Genomic DNA, 24,534 nt, shown 5'->3' on the forward strand with positions numbered 1-24,534 from the left:
TAAAATTATAAGTTTAATGTTCATATGTTTAATAATCGCAATCTGATTAAAAAAACAACTGGTTTATTTCTGTTGTTGATATTATCACTATTCTCTGTAATGGCATCTGCCAGTGTCACTATGATTGGCAACCGGATTATTTACCCCTCAGATAACGCTTCAGTAGACGTTGAATTTCGTAATAAAGATATCATTCCTTATGCCGTGCAAACTTGGCTGGATGATGGAGACACTGAGTCAACACCCGCAACAGCTAAGGCTCCGTTTAATGCTTCGCCGGCACTCTTTCGAATTGCGGCCAACGGCGGACAGGTGCTTCGTATTGCCTTTAATGGCAGCGTAAATTTGCCGCAGGATCGGGAATCTGTTTTTTACTTTAATTTCCTGCAAATACCCCCGGTGAATGTGGGTGAAGAAAGTGCTCAGCAAAAGAATAAAATGCTAATCATGTTAAAAAACCGTGTGAAGGTTTTTTACAGACCCGTTGCCATTGCCTCCGGAAGTAAAAAGTTTTTTGATAAAATTAATGTCACTTCTCAGTTAAAAAATGGTGGAACAGTTATCAACATTGAAAATAACTCCCCATTTTATGCATCAGTGATTGATGTGAGAATTAAACACGGAAAACAGGTTTACAAACAAAAAACGGAAATGATTGCGCCGTTTTCTAAAGGAAGCGTTCTGTTCAAAAAAATCCAGGATATTAAAGGTGCGACAGTTATTGTTGATTATCTCAATGATCAGGGTGCAAGGATGAGCCACGAATATGAAATTAGTTACTAATCATAAAATACTGACGCCATCGCTATTAACTTTATGTGTTCTCGCTAATTACAGTCCCGTGGCATTAGCTGAAGATTTCTATTTTGATCCCAGCTTGCTGCAGGGTTCTGGCGTATCAGTGAATCTGGATAAACTTAACGAAAAGGTTGTCTCGGCGGATGCGGGAATCTATCGCGTAGATCTCTATGTCAATAATAAGCTCGTTAAAGAAAATACTGAGATCACCTTTAGCCGTAAATCTGAGGGTGATAATGTCGCTGTTCAGCCTTGCCTGAATGCTGAAGCTATAAAACTGATCCAGCTAAAAGTGGATGCAGTCAGCTTAATACCTGTTGATAAACAATGTATGTGGTTTTCCGATCTCTCAAAAGCCTCATCATGGGAACTGGAACAGTCAACACAGAAACTGAAACTGCTGATCCCGCAGAGCTTACTTTACCGTCAGCCACGCGGTTATATTCCGGTCTCTCAGTGGGACAGCGGCGGCCTGGGGTTATTTGTTAAGCACAACACGAATTATTATGAGACCAGCAACACCGGCGGTTATAAAACCAAAAATCTGTGGAGCGGGCTGAACAGCGGCACCAATATTGGTCTTTGGCAATTAAGAAATCAGTCAAATCTGCGCTATACCGATAATAACGGGCGCACCAGTCATAAATGGACCAGCGTGCGCACCAATGCACAGCGACCTCTGCCATCAATTAATTCCCTGGTGACGCTGGGTGACAGTTATACCAACAGCAGCCTGTTTGGCAGCCTGTCTTTCAATGGCGTCAAACTCGCCAGCGATACCCGAATGATGCCGCAGGGCAAACGCGGTTATGCGCCAGAAGTTCGCGGCGTTGCCAGTACCACTGCGCGCGTTGTGGTCAGCCAGCTCGGTAAAACCATTTATGAAACCGTGGTATCGCCAGGCCCCTTTGTTATCGACGATTTATCTAATACCAAAGGTCAGGGCGATCTTCAGGTCACGGTCATTGAAGCTAACGGGCAGACATCCTCATTTACCGTTCCCTATTCTGCGGTGCCAGATTCTATTCGCCCTGGCTCATGGAACTATGAACTTGCACTTGGAAAAGTGCGGCAGTATTACAGTGTGGATAACGAATTTGTCGAAGGTGTCCTGCAACGGGGGATAAGCAATCGTTTCACGGGTAATGCCGGTATTCGTCTGGCGAAAGACTACGAGGCGTATTTGCTGGGTGGCGTCATGGCTACACAGTTTGGGGCTATCGGACTCAATACCACTTATTCACATGCCGTGGCTGAAAATAATAAAACCCAGTCAGGCTGGCGTGCGGAAGCCAGTTACAGCAAGACTTTTACTACCGGCACTAATCTGACACTGGCGGCATACCGCTACTCGACTAAAGGTTTCCGGGATTTGCAGGATGTGCTGGGTGTAAGGCGAGCCGCTGAAAATACCACCACTTACTATTCGGATACGTTGAATCAGAAAAATCAGTTCAGCGCGACCATCGCCCAAAGTTTTAATACGTTCGGGTCTCTTTCCCTGAATGCCAGTACGTCAGATTATTACAGTAATAATTCACGTATTACTCAGATGCAGCTGGGCTACAGCAATAGCTATAAAAAGATCAGCTATAACATCAACGTTGGCAGACAGCGCACCAGTTACAGTACCCGCAGCAACTACTACAGCGATGCGGATAATAGTGATAATCGTCAGAAATATACAGAGAACACCATTTCAATAGGTTTCTCAATGCCGCTGGACTGGGGAGATTCACGTTCAAACGTGGCATTCAACATGGCGAAAAATAAAAGCTCTGAGTCCGGGACCACCAGCGTATCGGGCAGCTTCGGTGAGAAGAGTAATTCTTCTTATTCTGTATACAGCGGTGTAGAAAATTACCAGGAAAACGGTAATAAAATAACCTGGGGTGGTTCATTGCAACAAAATACCTCTAATGGAACGTTCCGTGGATCTTATTCTCAGGGCACTGGTTATAAACAGTATGGATTGGGTACATCGGGTACGCTGCTTATTCATCCGGGGGGAGTGACCTACGGACCTTATGTCAGTGATACGTTTGCGCTGGTGAAAGCCAAAGGCGCCAAAGGGGCAGAGATTAAAAACGGGCAGGGCGCGAAAATAGACAGCTTCGGGTATGCCATTATGCCTTCGTTATCGCCTTATCAATATAATACCGTCAGCCTTGACCCCAGAGGGCTAAATTCCAGTGTGGATATTCAGGGTGGGAGTCAGCAGGTCGTGCCTTATTCCGGTGCCATTGTTCAGATTAATTTTGAAACGGTCTCCGGTAAACAAGTATTAATTAACACTACGCTCGATGGCGGTCAGATGATCGCGATGGGCTCGGACGTAACCGATAAAGATGGAAATAATATAGGCATGGTCGGTCAGGCCGGGCAGATTTACGCACGTATTAATGATCGTTCCGGCGTGCTGTTTGTTTTATGGGGTAAGGAAAAGTCCGAGCAGTGCCGGATTAATTATCAGTTACCTGCGAGTGATGATAATGAGTTTTTACAGCTGACGCTGCCATGTGAATTCGAGTTTGTGGGGAAATAATGATTAAACTACGTAGTCTTATTACCGGCGTATTACTGTTAGCTCCGTTAATAACGCATGCGGATTGCAGAAAGGTTACCAGCACATCTCTTTTGTCAAGTGAGGTGATTGCGGCAGGATATACCGCTACTACCTGGGCCGGTGGTGGTAATTTTTTGAATGGTCCCAGCGGATTGCCATCTGTTATTTCATTGAGTACAAGCAGCGATTTCATGCCGGGAGGAACTTTACTTGCCACGTCAACAGCAAGTTTCCTGACAGCTTCAAACTCGAAGGCATACACCTCTAATCAGATATTATATCGCTGTGCACTAGCAGATGCAGATTCTTTAGAAGAGTTGTATGTCACTCAATCATATTATCTTTATGCTGGCAGGACGTTAACTACCGATATTGAGAGTGCGTATCATACCTATGTTAATGGGGTCGCTGTCAGGTTAACAAATATGAAAACGGGTAAATATTACGAGAGTGGGTGGCAAGCAAGAACACTTACTTCGGATGAGTGGGTTCAGGATGATACTTATATTTACATTCCGGCCAGTGCATTTTCTGATACTTTCGTGGAAGTTTTTAAAACTGATTCAACGGCCTATACGGCGGGGAATTCAAGTGCAATCTATAGTTATGGTTCAGTAGCATCAGGGTTTATCGCCTTTCGCGGCCCTGGTTTAAACACCGCTTCCTTAGTTGATGGCGCATTAGAGACTGTTATCACGGGATATTATGATAACTGGCCTGGACAGATTTCAATGTACCAAAATGTCACCTTTGTGCGTGGCGCTATGTGTTTGGTAAAAGATTACCCCTCAGTCGTATTATTACCGACGATGAGTATTTCATCTTTAAATAGTGGGGAAGCCAGCCAGAGTTCATTTTCAATTAGCCTGAAATGTGAAGATGCTGCTGTTTCCAGTGTTGGTACAACTGCAGCATCAACCGCTGTTGCAATGGGTTTTCTGGTCAACCAACCCACGGCTGTCACAGCAGCAACTAACCTCGGGCTGACGACAAGCTCCGGAGGGCTTACACATTTGCTGGACACTAATTACGGGAGCAGCGGCTCGGCATCCGGCGTGGGGATCAAAATCTATAATGAAAGCGGCACAGCCCTTACTTTACTGCCCAGCAGAACAACCAGAACAGGCAATTTGGGCGGCTGGTACGCCTATAAAGATCTGACCACCAGTCAGGGCGATTCTACGGACGGTGTCACAACGTACACCGGAAATTTTACGGCGTCTCTGGAGGCAATCAGTGGCGAAACAGTGACAGCGGGGAGCGTCAATGCGCAGTTACAAGTGGTGGTCAGTTTTCAATAAAGTTACCGTTGCGGCGGGGATTATGCTCTGTTGCACGGCGTTTCACGCCAGCGCGGTGGTTAATGCGGAAAAGACCCGTGTGGTGTTCAACTCGGGAATCATCGCCGAATCACTGTCTTTAGTGAATTCCGAGAAAGAACCGGTGGTAGTGCAGGTCTGGACGGATAACGGTGACCCGACGGTGAGCCCGGACAAGGTCCACACCCCGATTGTCATCAACCCGCCAGTGTTCAAAATGAAACCGGCGGAGATCCGTAATATTCGCCTGTTGCTGGTTTCTGCCGGAAGCCTGCCACAAGATCGTGAAAGCGTGTTTTGGCTGAATATCTACCAAATTCCGCCAAATACCGAAACACAGCATAAAGATGAAAAACGCGTCGTGCTGCCGTTAAAAATCCGCATGAAAGTGTTTGTCAGGCCGGAAAAAGTGGGGGAGCTTAAGGAAAGTGATGCACAGAAATTGCAGTTCAGCATCGACCGTGAGGCGGGCAGTAAAACACTGTTGATACAAAATCCGACGCCGTGGCACCTGACGCTTTCTTCACTTCGTTCGGGAGAGACGGAGTTACCCGGTGTGATGGTGGCGCCTTTCACTTCAGAGCGGGTGGAAATTCCGGCAGGGAAAAACCTGTCAGATAAAGTGGAATACGACGTTATCAATGATAATGGTACGCGATGGCAAGCCAGCCAGAAATTAAAATAATCATCCGCAGGTTTTTTATTTTAATGATAAAAATGACTTTAGCATTTGATTGGAAATGATTAACTGACCGGTTGCGCCGATCTTCTCTTGTGACTAATTTTTGATGGCAGGGACAATGGAATAATGTCCACCTACGGAATCAGTCACAGGAGAGGCATTTTGAAATCAATAATGAAAACCGGGATCGCGATTTTTATTGTCGTAATGACGATGACCGGTTGTTCCACGCATCAGTATGACCCTGCTTTAGATAAACAAATTACTGACTTCCAGAGCAAAGCCGACCGTCAATTTGTGGCCTGGACTGCGCAGGCAATGACTGACAATACGCAACCCGCCTCGCCGGTTGTCGCCTGCCATGCGGCGCTCGTGGTCGCAGGGCAAGCGCTTTTGCTGATTTCCCCCCTTTCGGAACCCGACAGTGCGTTCTTTAATTCCGCTGAAACGGATTTAGCACTGATTGAATCCCGCACCAAAATCTTAAATAACAATCCTGCTATCGAACAGCAGATGTCTGGCCTGAGAAATATCTTCTATCAGATTAAATATAAAAGGCAGCATTGTTCGCAACAGGATTCTCCGGCGTATATCACTCTTCAGCGTAAACAGGTTGCTGTGATTATGCAGTCGATGCTGACTTATGAGCTGGTATTAAAAAATGGTACAGAAGCAGTCAATAAATAATAAAGGTGAATACGATGAGTGATATTTTTGATGTTAAAGACAGGGCTATTGCGGCCGCAAAAGCTTCACTGGGGACAAACTGGAATACGGTGGCAAACAGTGCCGTCCCGCAGATTGAAGCCTTACTTCAGCTGACCTGGGAGATTGAAAAAGGTAAAGGCAGTTTCCGGTCGGGAGAATATGAATCTTTGCTGGCGACACAGAAATCCACCTTTGTGGCGGTGCTGGCGACCTATGAAGCGATCACCGAGGAGATTGCCTGGCAGGCACTGAATGCGGCCTTTGCCGTGATTTTAAACGGTGTACGCAAACTTCTGTGAAAACGGTCTTCCGGCGGGGCGGGTCTAAAATTATCTTTATCGATAACCATTTTCATTTAGACTGACGGACTTGCCCGCCTTCGGGGCGTTTCTATGAGGATGCCTGATGCTCCGCCGTTTCTTCTCTTATTACGTTCCTTATAAAAAGCTGTTCTTCCTGGATTTCGGATGCGCCATTCTGGCCGGGTTACTGGAACTGGGTTTCCCGATGGCGATCAAAACCTTTATTGATAAGTTGCTGCCCGCACACGACTGGGTGCTGATCATTGGCGCGACCGTCGGTTTGCTGCTGATTTATGTGATCAACACCTTACTGATGGCGATTGTGAACTACTGGGGACACGCGCTGGGCGTCGGGATTGAAACTGACATGCGTGCTCAGGCGTTCAGCCATTTACAGAAACTGTCTTTCCGTTATTACGACAACACCAAAACCGGTCACATCATTACCCACGTCACCAAAGATCTGGAAGAAGTGGGGGAGATTGCGCATCACGGCCCGGAAGATGTGTTCATTGCAGTGATGACCTTTATCGGTGCGTTTATCCTGATGGCGACGGTACATGTCCAGCTGGCGCTGATGACCATCATTATTGTTCCGGCAATGACCTGGATGGTCAGCCGTTATGGTGCGCAGATGACCGACACCTGGCGACGCCTGTTCGGGATGGTGGGTAATTTCAACGCACGTATAGAAGAAAGCATCGGTGGTATTCGCGTGGTGAAAGCCTTTGCCAACGAAGATCATGAGCAAAAGCTGTTTGCGTCGGATAACAATAACTACCGCATCACTAAGCTGAAAGCCTACAAAATCATGACCGCAAGTCTGACGCTGAGTTATCTCAGTACCCGTCTGGTGCAGATTATCGTGATGATCGCCGGAACCTGGTATGTGATTAATGACCAGCTAACGTATGGCGGATTTGTCGGTTTCCTGTTGCTGGTGGAAGTGTTTTTCCGACCAGTGGCGAAAATCAGCTCAGTACTGGAAAGCTATCCGAAAGGGATTGCTGGTTTTAAACGCTTCACGCAGCTTATCGATACCTCACCGGATATCACTGACCGGCCGGGCGCACAGGTGGTCAGTCACTTACGCGGTGACATTCATTACGACAATGTCGTCTTCGGCTACACGCCGGTGAGCAAAATTCTCAATGGCATCACGCTTTCTATTAATGCCGGAGAAACGCTGGCGTTCGTCGGGCCTTCCGGTGCGGGGAAAACCACCTTGTGTTCGCTGCTGCCCCGTTTTTATGAGCTGGACAGCGGCAGCATTTCCATCGATGGCATTGATATCCGCGACATGACCCAGACTTCGCTGCGTCATAACATCGGCATCGTGCAGCAGGATGTTTTCCTGTTTGGCGGGACAATCCGCGAGAACATTGCTTATGGTAAGCTCGATGCCAGCGAAGCGGAAATTCGCCTGGCCGCCAGTCGCGCACGCCTTGATGACGTGATTGACGCGTTGCCGCTGGGTATGGATACCGTGATTGGTGAGCGGGGCGTGAAGCTTTCTGGCGGTCAGAAACAGCGTTTGTCGATCGCGCGAATTTTCCTCAAAAACCCGCCGATCCTGATCCTCGACGAAGCAACGTCCGCACTGGATACGGCGACCGAACAGGCCATCCAGCAGTCACTGGCGGAACTTTCTGAAGGCCGCACCACGCTGGTGATTGCTCATCGTCTGGCAACTATTCAGAATGCCGACCGCATTATCGTGGTTGATAAAGAAGGTATTGTTGAGCAGGGCACGCATGAGTCTCTGCTTGCTCAACAGGGTCGTTACGCACAACTTCACGCCGCGCAGTTCCGCTAATCTTCAGCGTCCTCCCTGGTAACGGGGAGGGCCGTCTTACGGATTTCTCGCCACTCAACAGCAAAATGTTCCCCGAAAATTTCCTGATCCGCCTGAGATATGCTCTTTCTTTTAATATGCCCGTTGTAAATAAAAGCCCGTTTTGAATAAAAATAACCCAATATGGGCAATGGGAAATAGTCAACTTCGTTCAATTTAATCACTCAGGTAATTATTGCCTCTCTGAATTTGGCTTTATTTTGTTCAGCATCCTTATTAAAAATCCTAATCGGCAAAAAATTGCGTAGTACAAAAATCTTATGGCTGCTTTTTCTATTAATTAGATAATGAAGTTCACATCAAAATGATTACCATGCTATGCACTATTTAAATGCAACGCCTTTTCAGATAGCACTAATTCCTTAACGATTGTTAACAGAAAAAAACCTTTTGATAAAGGTGATCCCGCTTGCAACTACTTTACAAATTTACAAACTATTTGCACATTAATGGTGCAATGCACTGTGATGGTGCAAATTGTTATGCGAAAACCGCATATAATCAGGGGCTTAGCGCCTTATGGTAGAAACATGATGTTACAACTCTTTACTCAAAAAAGACTTATCGAGGCGAACTTTTCCATTTTAACTTTTCGTGCTCAGTGTTAAGGTTCAAATCGTTTTACAGACAGACGTATTTTAAAACATGTACAAATACTCACAGCCCGATATTTCAGTCCTATAAAAGAACGGGCATGAGAAATCCTTTATAAAAAAATCAAGGAAACTTAAATAATGATGAAGCGCAGTGTGTTGGCCTTAGCGGTCTCTTTAATTGCAGTGGGTTCTACCGCGAATGCAGCTGAGATTTATAATAAAGACGGTAACAAACTGGACCTCTACGGTCGCGTAACCGCTAAGCATTATTTCTCCGATGACAAAAGTTCTGACGGCGACATGACTTATGCGCGTCTGGGCTTTAAAGGCGAAACTCAAATTAACGACACACTGACCGGTTATGGCCAGTGGGAATATAACATTCAGGCTAACCACGCAGAATCTCAGGGCGACCTGGGTAACAAAACCCGTCTGGGCTTTGCTGGCCTGAAAGTGAAAGATTTCGGTTCTTTCGACTACGGCCGTAACTACGGTGTTGTTTACGACGCACTGGGCTTCACCGATATGCTGCCAGAGTTTGGTGGTGATACCGCTAACTCCGATAACTACATGGTAGGTCGTTCAGGCGGCCTGGCCACTTACCGTAACCAGGACTTCTTCGGTCTGGTCACTGGCCTGAACATTGCCCTGCAATACCAGGGTAAAAACGAAGGCGACGGTCGTGCATCTACTAAAGCGAACGGCGACGGTTACGGCGCATCCATCGATTATGAAGATATCGCAGGTTCCGGCATCGGTGCTGTTATCGCAGGTTCTTCATCTGACCGTACTAACGCACAAAGTGACTCCGCTATCGGCGGCGGTGATAAAGCGTCTGCATGGGCAACGGCTCTGAAATACGATGCTAACCAGATTTATCTGTCTGCAATGTATAACGAAACCCGTAACCTGGCACCAATCCCAGGCGGCTACGCGAACAAAACTCAGGGTTATGAGTTAGTGGCACAGTACCAGTTCGAAAACGGTCTGCGTCCGTCAATCGGTTACGTGCAGTCTAAAGCGAAAGATGTTGAAAACGGTATCGGCGATGTAGACCTGGTTAAATACTTCGAAATCGGTGCGACTTACTACTTCAACAAAAACATGTACACCTATGTTGACTACATGATCAACCAGATCGATGACAACAACAAACTGGGCGTAAGCTCTGATGACATCGTTGCTGTAGCACTGACTTACCGCTTCTAAGTTAGTGAACTAAATTATTACCCCATTCTGTGTCTGAAAAAGGTAATCGCAAAGGCAGAGTTTCATTGGCTCTGCCTTTTTTTGTGCCTGTCATTTCTCCCTCCCTGACCGCGTTCCTCATTTTCAAATAACCATAATAAATTCATGTAGCTAAGCCTATAGCCGCAGGTTATACCCCAAAGCCAAACAAGTATTCGTCAGCCGCTTTCTCCCGTGGAATATTTACCGGGTCTTATTAAAACCCATTAAAAAAAGAATCCCGGAGAAACTGACATGCAGCAAATTCCAAAGCCGTATCTTTTATTCCTTGGTGATGTGATGGATCCGCTGGCCGCGAAAACCGCGCGTGGCATTCACGTCTGGCGTCCTGAAGCCTGCGTCGGGCAAATTCGTCTGGCGACGGATTCGGTGTCACTGGGATTGCCCGAACTCGACATCGAAACGGCCAAAGCGCAGGGCGCGAAAACCATGGTGCTGGGCACCGCGAACTCCGGCGGTAAATTACCGACACACTGGCTGGATTCGATCAAAGCGGCGATCCGCGCCGGGCTTAACGTCGCCAACGGCCTGCATCAGGGGCTGAACGACATTCCTGAGCTGGTTGAACTGGCTAAAGAGCATCATGTAGCGCTGTTTGACGTGCGTCACATGCAACCGGAGCTTGATACCGGCACCGGCAAAAAACGCAGCGGTAAACGTATTCTCACCGTCGGTACCGATTGTTCGGTCGGCAAAATGTACACCTCGCTGGCGCTGGAAGCGGCCATGCGTGAACTGGATTTAAAAGCCGATTTCCGCGCAACCGGCCAGACCGGTGTGCTGGTGGCGGGAGCGGGCATTGCGATTGATGCAGTGATTGCCGATTTTATTTCCGGCGCGGTCGAAGCGCTGTCTCCGGCCAATGACGACGTTCACTGGGACATCATCGAAGGTCAGGGCTCGCTGTATCACCCGTCTTTTGCCGGAGTCAGCATGGGGCTTATCCACGGCGCGCAGGCGCATTTATTGGTGATGTGTCATGAGCTAGGTCGCCCGCATATGCGCCATCTGCCACACCAGTTTATGCCAACGCTGCGTCAGTGCCTTGATACCAATCTGGCGGCTGCCAGCCTCACCAGCCCGGATGTCAAAATCGCCGGTTTCTCGCTGAATACGTCGGCGGTCAGCGAAGAAGAAGCGAAAATCGCGCTGGCTGAAATCAGCGAAGAATTCGGCGTGCCTGCCACTGACCCGGTGCGTTTTGGCATCAAAAATATCGCGCAATGGATTAAGGACAACGGCTGATGACTCAGATGACTTTCCAGTCCGTCGAACTGCCGCTGGCAAAGCCGTTTGCGATTTCCCGTGGTACACGCACCGCTGTCACGGTGGTGCGCGTTTCCCTGACCGACGGCGAATTTACCGCCGTCGGAGAATGCACGCCGACCGCCCGTTATCAGGAATCGCCACAAAGCGTGTGCGAACAACTTGAGCTTATCCGCTCGCAGGTGGAACAGGGGCTGAGCCGCGACGCATTACAGCAGGCGTTGCCAATGGGATCGGCGCGTAATGCCCTCGATTGTGCAATGTGGCGTCTTGATGCGGCAAAACAGGGCAAGGACCTGTGGCAACTGCTTGATATGCCGAAGCCTGTTTCCGTGATTACCGCGGAAACGCTGAGCCTGGATTCACTGGGAAATATGGCGAAAGCGGCAGAAGTGGCCGTTGCCGGTGGCGCGCAGTTGCTGAAAATCAAACTCGACCGCGAGCAGATAATAGAGAAAGTGGCGGCAATCCGCGCCGCTGCGCCACACGCCACGCTGGTGGTAGACGCGAACGAGGCCTGGTCGGGTTTAGATCTCGGCAGTGTGTTTGAGGCGCTGCATGAATTGAACGTGGCGATGATCGAACAGCCACTTCCTGCCGGTAATGACCACGATCTGGTGCGTTGTTTGCATCCCATTCCTGTCTGCGCCGATGAAAGCTGTCATGAACGTGCCGATATCGAAGGCCTGCGCGACCGTTACGAGATGATCAACATCAAGCTCGACAAATGCGGTGGCCTGACAGAAGCGCTGGCGATGACCGGCGTGGCGCGGCAGTTCGGTTTGCGGATTATGGTCGGTTGCATGCTCGGTTCTTCCATCGCCATGGAAGCCGCGCTGCCGGTGGCGGTGCAGGCAGAACGTGTCGATCTCGACGGGCCAATCTGGCTGTCGCAGGATGCCGAACCGGCATTGCGTTATGAACACGGTGAAGTCTGGCTTTAACAGTTCAGCCTATAAAGGAGGCGTTTATTGATGACAGTGCCCATTTTGCAGATTAACGATTTGTCGGTGACGTTTTCCGGCCGGCAAGGCAAAACGCAGGCGCTGAAAGGCGTTTCCTTCTCGGTGAATAAAGGTGAAGTGGTGGCGGTGGTCGGCGAAAGCGGATCTGGTAAGTCCGTCACCTCACTGAGCGTCATGGGGCTGCTGCCGGATTCGGCGCACATTGACGCGGGCAGTATCGAATTTTTTGGCCGTAACGGCACGCGTCATGCGCTGACGTCGATGTCCGCAGAATCACGCCGGAAGCTGCGCGGCCAGGAAATGTCGATGATCTTTCAGGAGCCGATGACCTCGCTCAATCCGGTGCTGCGCGTTGGCGATCAGCTGACCGAAGGGCTGCTGGATCATGGCATCGCCAGTAAAGCCACGGCGCTGAATAAAGCCCGTGAATTGCTGAAACAGGTTCGTATTCCTGACGTCGAACGCATCCTCAGATGTTATCCGCATGAACTCTCCGGCGGCATGCGTCAGCGGGTGATGATTGCGCAGGCGCTGGCCTGTGATCCGGCATTGCTGATTGCCGACGAACCAACAACCGCGCTGGATGTCACGGTGCAGGCGCGCATTCTGCAAATTCTGCGCGACCTGCAACAGGGCACCGAGATGTCGGTTCTGTTCATTACGCATGACATGGGCGTGGTGGCGGAAATCGCCGATCGTGTGGTGGTGATGTATCAGGGCAAAGTCGTGGAGCAGGGCAGCGTGACCGAGATTTTCGCCAACGCCCAGCATCCGTATACCCGCGCATTGCTGGCCGCCGTACCGAAACTGGGTGATATGCAGGGACTGAAATGGCCGCGTCGCTTCCCGCTGTTAGCCGCCAAAACCGGTCAAAATTTTTCGCCCGAAAAGCAATCGGTTGCAGGTGATCTGCCTCACATTCCGCCAGCGGAAGACGACCAGAAAACCGCTGATTATGCTGCGCCACCGCTGCTCGACGTGCGCGGGTTGCGCGTCTGCTATCCGATCCGTTCCGGCGTATTGTCAAGCGTGACCAAAGAAGTCCACGCCGTTGAGCAAATTGATTTCTCCATCTGGCCGGGCGAAACGCTGGCGCTGGTAGGCGAGAGTGGCTGCGGCAAATCCACCACCGGCCGCGCAATCTTACGGCTGGTCGGCAGTGAATCCGAAAGCATTCATCTCGAAGGCAAAGAAATTACCCTGATGCGCGACACGCCGTTTCAGGCGGTGCGCCGTCAGATCCAGATGGTGTTTCAGGATCCCTACGCTTCACTCAATCCGCGCCTGACCGTCGGCTTTTCCATTGCCGAACCCTTGTTACTGCACGGCCTGAAAAAGTCGCTGGCCGACGCCACGCCGGTAGTGAATCAGTTGCTGAAAAGCGTCGGTCTTGAACCTTCCCATGCGCGGCGTTATCCGCACGAATTCTCCGGCGGACAGCGTCAGCGTATCGCCATTGCCCGCGCGATGGCGTTGCAGCCGCAGGTGATTATTGCTGACGAAGCGGTGTCGGCGCTGGATGTGTCGATTCAGGCGCAGGTAGTCAACCTGATGATGGATTTACAGCGCGATACCGGCGTGGCGTGGTTGTTTATTTCGCACGACATGGCCGTCGTGGAGCGTATCGCCAACCGCGTAGCGGTGATGTACAGCGGACAGATTGTGGAGATTGGTCCCCGCGATGACGTGTTTAGTAATCCTCAACATTCCTATACCCGACGCCTGCTCAGTTCGGTGCCGGTGGCGGATCCGACGCAGCGTGCGTTGCGTCAGTTCGATGATGTGGAAGTGAAATCGCCGGTGCATCCGGCGGGTGTACAGATAGAAAAACTCAAATATTCCCGCGTCAGTGAACATCACTGGGTCGCACAGGGATAACTCAACTTTCTTTTTTGGGACACACAGGAGAACACCATGCATTCGACTTTACTGCGTAAGAGCCTGCTTGCCGCCGGACTGGCGCTTTGCTTTGCGGCGTCCGCTCAGGCCAAAGATTTGCGTATTTCCATGTATGCGGACGTGACCGGTTTCGACCCGCACGACACCACCGATACGCTGAGTTATTCCATTCAGAGCGGCATCTTTGAACGCCTGTTCCAGTTCGACAGCAAGATGGCCGTCGTGCCGGTGCTGGCGACCGATTACACCAGTAACAGCGATGCCACCGAATTTACCATCAATCTGCGCCACGACGTGACCTTCCAGGACGGTACGCCCTTCAACGCCGACGCGGTAAAAGCTAACCTAGATCGTCTGGCTAATCCGGCCAGTCACCTGAAACGTAACTCGCTGTTCAGCATGATTAAATCCGTCGAAGCCGTCAGCCCGTACCAGGTGAAAATCACCCTCAACAAACCGTTCGGCGCGATGATCAACACCCTCGCGCATCCTTCTGCGGTCATGCACAGCCCGGCATCCCTGAAACAATATCCGAATGAGCAGGATCTGAGTGTGCATCCGGTCGGCACCGGCCCGTTCAAGTTTGTGGAATGGCAGCAGGGTAAAGACGTCAAGCTGGTGAAATACGACAACTACTGGCAGAAAGGCTGGCCGAAAGTGGATTCCGTCACGCTGTATCCGACGCCGGAAGATTCCACACAGGTGGCAAAACTGAAATCCGGCGGCGTGGACGCGGTCTATCCGTTGCCGTCCGATCTGGTGGATACGGTGAAAAGCGATCCGAAGCTGGATATCGCGCAGGATCCGGGCATCTATCTGTATTACATCGCCTTTAATACGCAGAAAAAAGAGTTCTCGGATGTGCGCGTCCGTCAGGCGATTAACTACGCCATCGACCGCAATCTGTGGCTGAAAGTCGGTTTCGCCGGTCTGGGATCGCCGTCCACTTCGCCGCTGCCGAAAAATGTCCAGTTCTATCAGAAACAAACCACGCCGGATTACAGCTATAACATTGCCAAAGCCAAAGCGCTGATGAAAGAAGCCGGATATGAAAAGGGCTTTGACGTTGAAATGTGGAGCTCGAACAAGACCGACCGTATCCGCAGCGCGCAGTTCCTGAAGCAACAGCTTTCCCTGATTGGTGTGCGCGTGAAACTGGTGCCAATGGATTCCGGTACGCTGACGCAGCGTCTGTGGAGCACGCCGAAACCGGCAGAGGCGAAAGTAGAAATGTATTACGGCGCCTGGTCGGCCTCGACCGGCGATGCAGACTGGGCGTTGCGTCCGCTGTTTGCCACCGAATCCTGGATCCCGTCCGCGTATAACGTCTCTTATTACAGCAACAAACAGGTGGATGCGGCGATCACCGCCGGTCTGCAAACCGCTGACGTCGAAAAACGCAAAGCGGCGTATGCCGATGCCCAGAAATTGTTGTGGGCGGATGCACCGGTGGCCTATCTCGGCGTACCGGACAATCTGGTCGGCAAAAGCAAAGACCTTTCCGGCGTCTATATGCTGGCCGACGGCTCGCTGATTTTTAATCAGGCACAGTTTAAATAAGCGTTTTGCAATATCGCCTCCCCGTGTGCGGGGAGGCTGCTTACCGAATTCAGGGAAACACTTTTATGCTGACCTATTTTATCCGCCGGATACTGGAAATGATCCCCGTTTTACTGGTGGTGTCGTTGCTGGTTTTCGGCTTTATCAAGCTGCTGCCGGGTGACCCTGCGCGTATTTACGCCGGACAGGATGCGCCGATTGAGGCGGTTGAGTCAGCACGGCAACTGCTTGGCCTTAACGATCCGCTGCCCGCGCAGTACTGGCACTGGCTGAACGGTATGGTTCACGGCGATCTGGGCACGACGTATCGCACGCGTCAGCCGGTGTTAAGTGTGATTGAAAGCGGTTTTATGCCAACGCTGTTGCTGGCGCTGGCGGGCTTCGCGTGGTCGGTGGTGCTCGGGCTGGTGATTGGCGTGGTGTCAGCGCTCAAACGAGGAAAATGGCAGGACTGGACACTGATGAGCATGGCGGTCGGTGGAATTTCCATGCCGCCGTTCTGGCTCGGGTTATTGCTGATCCAGTTTGTCGCCATGCCGTTCGGGATATTCGCCGTCAGCGGCTTTAATTCGCCCGCTGACATTATCTTACCGGCGATCACCCTCGGTTCCTCGGTGGCGGCAGTGATGGCGCGCTTCACCCGCTCGGCGTTTCTCGACGTGGCGCAGGAAGATTACGTGCGCACCGCCAACGCCAAAGGATTACGTGCGCGGCTGGTGACGTGGAAACACATCATGCGCAATGCGCTGATCCCGATTATCACCATGCTCGGCTTGCAGTTTGGTTTTTTGCTCGGCGGCTCAATTATTGTCGAAAGCGTATTTAGCTGGCCGGGGCTCGGCTGGTTACTGATTGAATCCATCAAAACGCAGGATCAGCCGGTCATTCAGGCGCTGGTGATGCTGTTCGTGTTTGAATTTATTCTGATAAATCTGCTGGTTGACCTGCTTTATGCGGTGGTAAATCCGGCAATCCGTCTGCGTTAGGAGCTGCTCATGACCGATCCTGTCTCTGTGCTGGAAGAAACCACACCGGCTGCGGTAGCCTCGCAAAACGATGATATCCGTTCGCCGTGGTATGACTTTTTCCACACGTTTCTTCGCCATCCAATGGCGCTGGTGTCCGGCGGATTTATCCTGCTGCTGGTGCTTGTGGCGATATTCGCGCCGTGGCTGGCACCTTTCGACCCGATGACGCCGGACTGGATGGCGCTGGGTGTCGGCCCGACGCCGGAGCACTGGTTTGGCACCGACGATTTGGGACGAGATGTTCTCAGCCGCATCATCTATGGCGCGCGCATATCCCTTTATGTTGGCATTTTCTCCGTGACGCTCGGCATGATCGCCGGTGTATTGCTCGGACTGCTGGCCGGATATTATGGCCGCTGGCTCGATATGCTGATCATGCGCGGTTCCGACGTCTTATTTGCCTTTCCGGGCATGTTGCTGGCCATTGCCGTCGTGGCTATTCTCGGACCGGGGCTGAATAACGTGATCATCGCGGTCGCGGTATTCAGCGTGCCGGTATTTGCCCGCATCGTGCGTGCCGCCACGTTATCGATTAAACAAAGTGCCTACGTCGAAGCGGTTCGCTGCGTAGGCGCACCGGACAGGGTGGTGATTTTGCGCCATATTCTGCCGGGTACGCTGTCGAATGTGATCGTCTATTTCACCATGCGTATCGGCACCAGTATTCTGACGGCCGCCAGCCTGAGTTTTATCGGTCTGGGGCCGGAACCGGACGTGCCGGAGTGGGGCAATATTCTGGCGATGAGCCGCAATATGATGATGGCGGGAAAATGGAACGTCAGCGTGTTCCCGGGGCTGGCGATATTCCTCACGGTTCTGGCATTTAATCTGCTGGGCGACGCGCTGCGGGATACGCTGGATCCTAAACTGAAAAAGTAATAGCCACTGAACAGCTGAAACGGAAAACTGATGCATCCGCAACAACATGAAGATGAATTTCAGCAGCAGGCGCTGTCTGCTTTGCTGCAACGCTGGCGCACCTCGCGCCAGATTTTTCGCCCGCGCTTCCCTTGTGGTGCCACCAATTCACTGACTGATGTGACCGGCGTGACTGTCGGACACAGCACGCTGGCCGCCGGAGATGTGCAGACCGGCGTCACCGCCATCGTGCCGCCCGGCGATAATCTGTATGAAAAACCACTGCCGTGCGGCGTGGCGGTGTTAAACGGTTTCGGCAAACCGATGGGGCTGATTCAGGTGATGGAACTGGGCGAACTGCAAACGCCGGTGCTGCTCAGCAATACCTTCGCCACTGGCACATTATTCAACGCGATGGTGAAACGCAGCTGCCAGCAATTCCCGCAAATTGGCCGCCCGGATTCCACCATCAATCCGGTTATCCTTGAGTGCAACGATTTCTATTTAAACGATATTCAGGCGATGGCAGTCAGTGAAGACGATGCGCTGACCGCACTCGACGGCGCGACAAAAACATTCGCCCGTGGCAGCGTGGGTGCCGGACGGGGCATGAGTTGCTTCGGATTAAAAGGTGGCATCGGCACGGCCTCACGCTGGTGCGAAACGCTTAACGCGACATTAGGCGTACTGGTGTTGGCGAACTTTGGCAAACTCTCTGAACTGACCCTCGACGGCGTGCGCGCCGGAGATGCCATCGCCCAAATCCAGACGCAACTGGCCCCGCAGGCTGATGCGGGTTCGATCATTATTGTGATGGCCTGCGACCGTTATCTCGACAGCCGCCAGCTCGGACGCATCGCCAAACGCGCCGGTGCCGGGTTAGGCCGTCTCGGCAGTTACTGGGGGCATGGCTCAGGGGATATCGCGCTGGCGTTTTCCACGAAACGTGACGGTGTCACATTACCGGATGCCGAACTGGAACCTTTACTGGCGCTGGCGGCAGATGCCACAGAACACGCTATTATTGATGCCTTGATGAGTGCAGAAACCGTCTGTGGATTCGACAGACATTACCGGCTGGGGTTGAGTGAAGTATTAGATAATCTGGCGAACTAGCCTGGCTCCTTCCCCTCTCACGAGGGGAAGGCTGGGATGGGGTGTGGGTTTCGCCTCCGTCTGGTAACCAAACCAAGAAGGGAACGACTAATGAAAGTGTTTATCTCTGCGGATATTGAAGGTATTGCAGGCGTAATGCGCCCGGAACAATGCAGTCCGGGTAATGCGGATTACGACGCTGCCCGTGCGCTGATGGAAGGTGAAGTCAACGCCGCCATCGACGGCGCTTTTGCCGGTGGCGCGATGGAAGTCACCGTTGCCGACAGCCACGCAATGATGCAAAACCTGCGTGCCGATAAAATCGACCCGCGTGCCCGTCTGGTACAGGGTAAACCGCGCGGATTGTCAATGGTCGAAGGATTGCAGCAACAGCAATACGACGGCCTGATGTTTGTCGGCTATCACACTGCCGCGGGCGAAAACGGCGTACTGGCGCACACCATTAATGGCCGCGCCTTTTACCGCGTTAAACTCAACGGCAACGTGGTCGGCGAAAGCGACTTATACGCCGCTGCCGGTGCGGAACTCAACGTTCCATTGTGGCTGGTGACCGGCGACGATCACCTCGAAACCTGGATCCGCCGTTATTACCCTGAATCGCAATATGTCTGCGTCAAACGGGCGATTTCCGCCAATGCGGCCGAGTCTGACAGCCCGTCTATCGCCTGTGCCAAAATCCGCAAACAGGCGACTATTGCGGTCAGCAAACCTGCACCGCTCACCGCCGCAAGATTCAGCGCGCCTTATCATCTTGAGCTGATGACCGCTAAACCGGTACTGGCAGATTTGTTTTGTCTGATCCCGGGCGTTGAGCGTCTTGATGCGGTCACTGTCGGGTATCACAGCCCGACCGTCGCCAACATTATCAGCCTGTTAAGTGCCTTCTCGTACTTAGCGACCACGCAGAAATAGGGCAGGAATGCGTTTACGCCACATCGAAGTGTTTCAGGCGGTCTTACAGGCGGGCAGCGTCAGCGGCGCGGCGCGTTTGCTCAACGTGTCGCAGCCCAACGTCAGCCGCGTACTGAATCACGCTGAGCAGCAACTGGGTTTTACCTTGTTCGACCGAACGCCGCAGGGATTAATCGTGACGCCGGAAGGGCGGCGGTTAATGCCGGAAGTCGAGGCGCTTTTCAGCCATATTCAGGCCATCGGCGAACTGGCGGAACAGCTGCGACAAGGCGAAGGCCAGCATGTACGCATCGGTTCTGCGCACGCGCTGGGGCACAGCGTGATGGCACCGGTTCTGGTTGATTTCCGCCGTCAGACGCCCGGCGGCAGCGTCGAACTGGTGACCGGACATTTCAACACCCTGAGTCAGGACCTGCTGCAATACAAAATGGATTTCGCGCTGGCGTTCGGCGAGCAGGCCACACAGGAACTGGTCGCTGAGTCGATTTATCAGGGCAATATGGTGGCGCTGCTGCCAAAAGATTCGGACGTCGAAGGGCCGGTATCGCTCGCCTGGCTGTGTGACAACGATCTGCTGATGTTGCAGCAGCAGGATCCGCTGGGTCAGGTGCTCAACCGCGTCCTGCGTGAAAACGGTCTGATGCCGCATTCTGCGCTGTTCATCAAAACCTACTCGGTGATCGCTGACATGGTGCTGGCTGGTGGTGGTGTTGGTGTGGTCGATACCTTTACCGCCCGGCGGTATGTCGATCAGCTGAAGATTGTGCCGGTGGTGGAACCGCTGCCGTTTGAGGTGATTCTGCTGAGCAGGCGGGACCAGCCGGCATCGCAGGCATCGCTGAGGTTGAGGCAGCTGATAAAACAAAAAGTGGGGGAGTTGAAAGGAGTGCCTTTCGATCCCGTTTAGTTTTTAATTTCAAATTCAAATTCAAATTCAAGGTCGTGGGCGTCGGCCCACACCGACTTGGGGGACGGCTTATCGCCGCCGCCCCCCAAGACCCCCCGGGCTCTTTCACTGCGCGCTCCGCTCGCTGACTATGTTTCATCAGCCGCAGTGATAGCCGCAAAATCCCGCCGCTGCGCGGTTCCCTCCCATCGGGTTACAACCCGCGCAAAAAGATGCGCGGTTTTCCACCTCTCGTCCGGCGGTATTTTGGAACCGGCCTCAGGCTCTTAATTCACAACCTGACTGATGTTGAAATCTAAAAACTGTCTGCCTTTGAATTTAAGATCGTGCGGGCGATTCAGAAATCTTGCTGAACGGAGCGGCCTGGAGACCCAAGGCTCCAGGACCGAGAGAAGGGACCGCGCAGCGGCAAGATTTCCAGCCTGTCGCGGTGATACCTGAAACATAGCCAGCCAGCGAAGCGCGCAGTGAAAAAGCGCGGGAGTCCAGAGGGCGCGCGCTTACGCGTCCTCTGGGCCAGTGTGGGCGGCGAGCCCACGACCTTGACCTTAAGGCCAGTTTGGGTGGCAACCCAAGGTGTTGACCTTAATGCCAGTTTGCACAGCATGTGCAAAAAACTAATTAATTTTTGCCCCGAGTACCTCAACCCTCTCAATCCCCCTCCTGACATCTTCAAATGTAATATCGCCTGGCATGTTCGCCATATCCGGCGTGCTCAGGCTCCGGTCGATAATCACCGCCAGATCCTGCTCCGTCAGATCTGTCGCGATATGCGCTAACTGCGTGGGAACGGCGCTGGCGCGGGCGAGGGCGATAGCGGTCAGCAACTCCTCGTCGCTGCGGTTTTCCAGTGCCAGCAGGCACAGATTGCCGTAGCCGACCAGCAAACCATGGGCGATGTGTCGGGTTTTCGGGCAGGCGGTGAAACCTTCATATAATGCGTGGGAAGCGCCAGTGTGGGCGCCGTTGCTCATGATGGAAGTCAGTCCGGCGTAGAGGAAAATGGCGTCGAGTACCTGTTCGAGAGCGTTGTTGGCTTTGCCGTCCTGCACCGCAAAACAGGCGTCAGCGGCGAAGTGTTCAATAAGCGTATAGCAGAGTTCACTGTTGGTTCGGGCGACACCCGCCAGGCCGGTAAGCTGACTGAGGTCGCTGATGGCGCGATATTCATACCATTTTGCCAGCGTATCGCCGATCCCCGCCGAGAGCCATTCAAGAGGGGCTGTTGCCAGCAAATCAGCGTCGATGACCGCGGCGGCGGGGCCGCAGGGTAACGGCATCATGTCGCGGAACTCACCGTCCTGATGATACCGGAACGCCAGCGACGTCACCGCTGAACAGGTGCCTGCAATGCTCGGTAAGGTTACTACCGGAATATTACAGGCCACGCCAGCCGCTTTGGCGGTGTCCAGGGCTTTGCCGCCGCCGGTGGCGATAATCACTTCCACGCCTTGCGTGCGGAACACGTCGGCCAGCCGGTTGATTTCCTCCTGACAACAGACGCCGCCGAAGATTTCACTGCCCAGATAACTGACCATCTGCTGCTCAAGCTGATCGGCGACTTTCGCCTCGACGCTGGCAATGGCGCGTTGGCCGCCCACTAACATTGCCCGCTGGCCTAAACGTCCGCACATCGCGCCCAGATGTTTAATGGCGCCGCGTCCGCGCAGGACGCTGGCAGGAAATACCAAACGATGGGTGAACATGCATGCCCTCATAAACCGGAGTGTTTTATGAAGTATAGAAGGCGCGCCGTGTAACGGAGGAATATCAGCGGCGGTGCTGTTGTACCGCCTCGTGAGTTTTGCGCAATGCCTCACGCGCGCCCGGCAGACGCTGCGCCACGCCGATATACAGGCAGTCGATAATCAGCAACTGGCTGGTGCGGCTGGCCATGGCAGCGGCACGAAAACCCATTTCGCGATTGCTGGTTCGCAGCACAACATCGGCTTTGCGGGCGACGGCGGCGCGACCATTGGCGGTGATCGCCAGTGTCGTTGCGCCGGCGGCTTTAGCCTGCGACAGGGCTTCCACCACACCGGCGGTTTTACCGGAGTGAGAAATCGCCAGCGCGACATCCCCGGCAGCAAGCTGACAGGCGCTCACCAGACTTTCATCGGTGCTGCCGTAAGTCTGGGCGACAACGCCGATACGCCGCAGTTTCTGGCAGAAATCCTGCGCGACCAGCGCCGACGCACCGGCGCCGTAAATATCAATCCGCCGGGCCTGCGAAAGAAACGCCACTGCCTGTTCGAGCGTCACCGCGCTCAGTAACTGCGTGGTTTCATTCGCGCCTTTAACTTCAAATTCCAGCAGCTTTTGCAGGATTTGCTTAGGCGAATCGTTCTCGCCGATATTCGCGGCCAGCGGCATATCGACAGGCATCGGGCTGGAAGATTCTGCCGCTAACGCCAGCCGCAGCGCCGGATAGCCGCTGAAACCGAGCCGTTTGCTGGTGCGTACCACCGTGGCGGTGCTGGTTTCCGCGGACTTTGCCAGCTCCGTCACACCCATATTGGCGACGCCCGGCGGGTCGAGCCGGATCATCGTGATGATGCGCGTTTCCGCCGGAGAAAAGCTGCCCTGTAATGCGTTCAGTCGCGCCTGCAAATGGGTGTCACTCATGGTTATTCGTCCAGATCGCGTAAATGGTCGTCTTTGCGCAACGACATCAGCGCAAACAGGCTGACCACGCAGGTGGCGACCACGTAATACGCCGGAATATCGAGATTGCCGGTTTCTTTAATCAGGCCGGTGATGATAAGTCCCGCACAGCCGGAGAACACGGCGTTCGACAATGAATAGGATAATCCCAGACCGGTATAACGCACGCGGGTCGGGAACATTTCCGCCAGCATCGCCGGACCCGGACCGGCAATCATGCCGATCGTTGCACCGGCAATCAGCACCGCAATGCCTTTTGCCAGCAGGCTGCTTTCAGGATTTTGCAGCAGATGCAGCAGCGGGAAACTCAGCACAATCACCGCGAATACGGCAATCATCATCACTTTCTTGCGACCGATTTTATCGCTCAGCCAGCCGGAGGGCAGAATAGCCAGCGCGAAACCGACGTTTGCCAGTACGGTTGCTACCAGCGCCTGTAAAAATGTGGCGTGCAGCGAGGTTTGCAGATAAGAGGGCATGACCACCAGGAAAGTATAACCGCCCGCAGACCAGCCCATCATGCGCCCAATCCCCAGCGCGATGGCCTTAGCGGTGGCAATGGCAGAGGCTTTTTCCGCCGCCGTTTTCTGCACTTTCGGCTCTGCTTTTTTACTGGCGACAAAGTTTGGCGTTTCATCGAGTTTCAGGCGCAGATACAGCGCCACCAGCCCCATCGGCAGTGCCAGCAGGAACGGAACACGCCATCCCCAGTCTTTCATCTGCGCTTCAGGCAACGTCTGAACCAGCAACGCCACCAGCGCTACGCCGGTCAGCAAGCCCAGCGACACGGTAAACGACTGCCACGCGCCATAAATGCCACGTTTACCTTTCGGTGCAAATTCGGTCATCAGCGACACCGCTCCGCCAAATTCACCGCCCGCAAACAAGCCCTGGAACATGCGCATCAGCGTCAGCAACAGCGGGGCGGCCACACCAATCTGCGCGTACGTCGGCAGCAAACCAATGATCGCCGTGGCGAGTGTCATCAGCAGAACGACGGCAATCAGTGTCGGCTTGCGGCCAATGCGGTCACCGATGCGACCAAAAATAATCGCGCCAACCGGACGGCAGAAAAACGCCAGCGCGAACGACGCATACGTCAGGAGCAAACCGGTCATGCCGGTCTGGCCTTCCAGCGTGAAAAAGTTACCGGCGATGATCGTCGCCAGATAGCCGTAGACACCGAATTCATACCATTCAATAAAGTTGCCGACCGAACCGGCGACGAGTGCGCGACGTGACTGGCTGGCGCTGGCGACTGCGGGAGAAACCTGGCGGGTCATCA

20 protein-coding genes are annotated in these 24,534 nt (G+C 52.9%); 17 read left to right on the forward strand and 3 right to left on the reverse strand.

Annotated elements, in window-relative coordinates; genetic code table 11:
- The first annotated feature begins 24 nt into the window (after positions 1-24).
- From EC840_RS15955 to EC840_RS16035, 17 genes are all read left to right on the forward strand, one after another.
- Positions 25-783: a fimbria/pilus periplasmic chaperone gene (locus EC840_RS15955; RefSeq protein ID WP_132966078.1), complete on the forward strand. Its 759-nt coding sequence runs from the start codon at positions 25-27 to the stop codon at positions 781-783.
- The gene (locus tag EC840_RS15960) at positions 767-3,343 is read left to right on the forward strand and encodes a fimbrial outer membrane usher protein (RefSeq protein ID WP_132966080.1); all 2,577 of its coding nucleotides are present in this window, start codon (positions 767-769) and stop codon (positions 3,341-3,343) included. Before EC840_RS15955 ends, EC840_RS15960 begins: the two co-directional genes overlap by 17 nt.
- The gene (gene stbD, locus EC840_RS15965; protein ID WP_132966082.1) at positions 3,343-4,665 is read left to right on the forward strand and encodes a fimbrial usher protein StbD; all 1,323 of its coding nucleotides are present in this window, start codon (positions 3,343-3,345) and stop codon (positions 4,663-4,665) included. The genes EC840_RS15960 and stbD overlap by 1 nt, the downstream gene beginning before the upstream one ends.
- Positions 4,631-5,368 (forward strand): fimbria/pilus periplasmic chaperone, encoded by a 738-nt coding sequence (locus tag EC840_RS15970; protein ID WP_132966084.1) that lies wholly within the window; start codon positions 4,631-4,633, stop codon positions 5,366-5,368. Before stbD ends, EC840_RS15970 begins: the two co-directional genes overlap by 35 nt.
- 159 nt (positions 5,369-5,527) lie before the next feature.
- A complete protein-coding gene (locus EC840_RS15975) occupies positions 5,528-6,052 on the forward strand; it encodes a hypothetical protein (protein ID WP_132966086.1) in 525 nt (174 codons plus the stop codon).
- Between the two features lie 14 nt (positions 6,053-6,066).
- A complete protein-coding gene (locus EC840_RS15980) occupies positions 6,067-6,372 on the forward strand; it encodes a hypothetical protein (protein WP_112289838.1) in 306 nt (101 codons plus the stop codon).
- 106 nt (positions 6,373-6,478) lie between these two features.
- Positions 6,479-8,191 (forward strand): ABC transporter ATP-binding protein, encoded by a 1,713-nt coding sequence (locus EC840_RS15985; RefSeq protein WP_120162994.1) that lies wholly within the window; start codon positions 6,479-6,481, stop codon positions 8,189-8,191.
- A 773-nt stretch (positions 8,192-8,964) separates the two neighbouring features.
- Entirely contained in the window at positions 8,965-10,035 is a 1,071-nt protein-coding gene (locus EC840_RS15990; RefSeq protein WP_120162993.1) for a porin, read from the forward strand.
- A 273-nt stretch (positions 10,036-10,308) separates the two neighbouring features.
- Positions 10,309-11,319: an N-acetyltransferase DgcN gene (dgcN, locus tag EC840_RS15995; protein WP_132966088.1), complete on the forward strand. Its 1,011-nt coding sequence runs from the start codon at positions 10,309-10,311 to the stop codon at positions 11,317-11,319.
- A complete protein-coding gene (gene dgcA / locus EC840_RS16000) occupies positions 11,319-12,284 on the forward strand; it encodes an N-acetyl-D-Glu racemase DgcA (protein WP_132966090.1) in 966 nt (321 codons plus the stop codon). The genes dgcN and dgcA overlap by 1 nt, the downstream gene beginning before the upstream one ends.
- A 30-nt stretch (positions 12,285-12,314) precedes the next feature.
- A complete protein-coding gene (locus EC840_RS16005; protein WP_132966092.1) occupies positions 12,315-14,183 on the forward strand; it encodes an ABC transporter ATP-binding protein in 1,869 nt (622 codons plus the stop codon).
- 36 nt (positions 14,184-14,219) lie between these two features.
- Positions 14,220-15,764 carry a glutathione ABC transporter substrate-binding protein gene (locus EC840_RS16010; RefSeq protein ID WP_129639918.1) on the forward strand — a complete coding sequence of 515 codons (1,545 nt, stop codon included), beginning with the start codon at positions 14,220-14,222 and terminating at the stop codon, positions 15,762-15,764.
- A gap of 65 nt (positions 15,765-15,829) precedes the next feature.
- Positions 15,830-16,750 carry an ABC transporter permease subunit gene (locus EC840_RS16015; protein ID WP_112292023.1) on the forward strand — a complete coding sequence of 307 codons (921 nt, stop codon included), beginning with the start codon at positions 15,830-15,832 and terminating at the stop codon, positions 16,748-16,750.
- A 9-nt stretch (positions 16,751-16,759) separates the two neighbouring features.
- Positions 16,760-17,671, forward strand: a complete 912-nt coding sequence (locus tag EC840_RS16020) for an ABC transporter permease subunit (protein WP_112292021.1) — start codon at positions 16,760-16,762, stop codon at positions 17,669-17,671.
- A gap of 30 nt (positions 17,672-17,701) precedes the next feature.
- Positions 17,702-18,766 (forward strand): P1 family peptidase, encoded by a 1,065-nt coding sequence (locus EC840_RS16025; protein ID WP_132966094.1) that lies wholly within the window; start codon positions 17,702-17,704, stop codon positions 18,764-18,766.
- 90 nt (positions 18,767-18,856) lie between these two features.
- Entirely contained in the window at positions 18,857-19,678 is an 822-nt protein-coding gene (locus tag EC840_RS16030) for a M55 family metallopeptidase (RefSeq protein WP_120162987.1), read from the forward strand.
- A 7-nt stretch (positions 19,679-19,685) separates the two neighbouring features.
- Positions 19,686-20,585 (forward strand): LysR family transcriptional regulator, encoded by a 900-nt coding sequence (locus tag EC840_RS16035; protein ID WP_132966096.1) that lies wholly within the window; start codon positions 19,686-19,688, stop codon positions 20,583-20,585.
- Between the two features lie 617 nt (positions 20,586-21,202).
- Here the strand turns inward: EC840_RS16035 and EC840_RS16040 are convergent.
- The 3 genes from EC840_RS16040 to EC840_RS16050 all read right to left on the reverse strand — a co-directional run bounded on the left by EC840_RS16040 (position 21,203) and on the right by EC840_RS16050 (position 24,532).
- Positions 21,203-22,291, reverse strand: coding sequence for an iron-containing alcohol dehydrogenase family protein (locus EC840_RS16040; RefSeq protein WP_132966098.1), 1,089 nt, complete (start codon positions 22,289-22,291; stop codon positions 21,203-21,205).
- Between the two features lie 64 nt (positions 22,292-22,355).
- Positions 22,356-23,210, reverse strand: a complete 855-nt coding sequence (locus EC840_RS16045; RefSeq protein ID WP_132966100.1) for a MurR/RpiR family transcriptional regulator — start codon at positions 23,208-23,210, stop codon at positions 22,356-22,358.
- A gap of 2 nt (positions 23,211-23,212) precedes the next feature.
- On the reverse strand, positions 23,213-24,532 hold the full coding sequence (locus EC840_RS16050; RefSeq protein WP_112291667.1) for an MFS transporter: 1,320 nt from the start codon (positions 24,530-24,532) through the stop codon (positions 23,213-23,215).
- Positions 24,533-24,534: the final 2 nt, after the last annotated feature.

The sequence above is a fragment of the Rahnella sp. JUb53 genome, from assembly GCF_004346065.1.
GTDB classification, from domain to species: Bacteria; Pseudomonadota; Gammaproteobacteria; order Enterobacterales; family Enterobacteriaceae; genus Rahnella; species Rahnella variigena.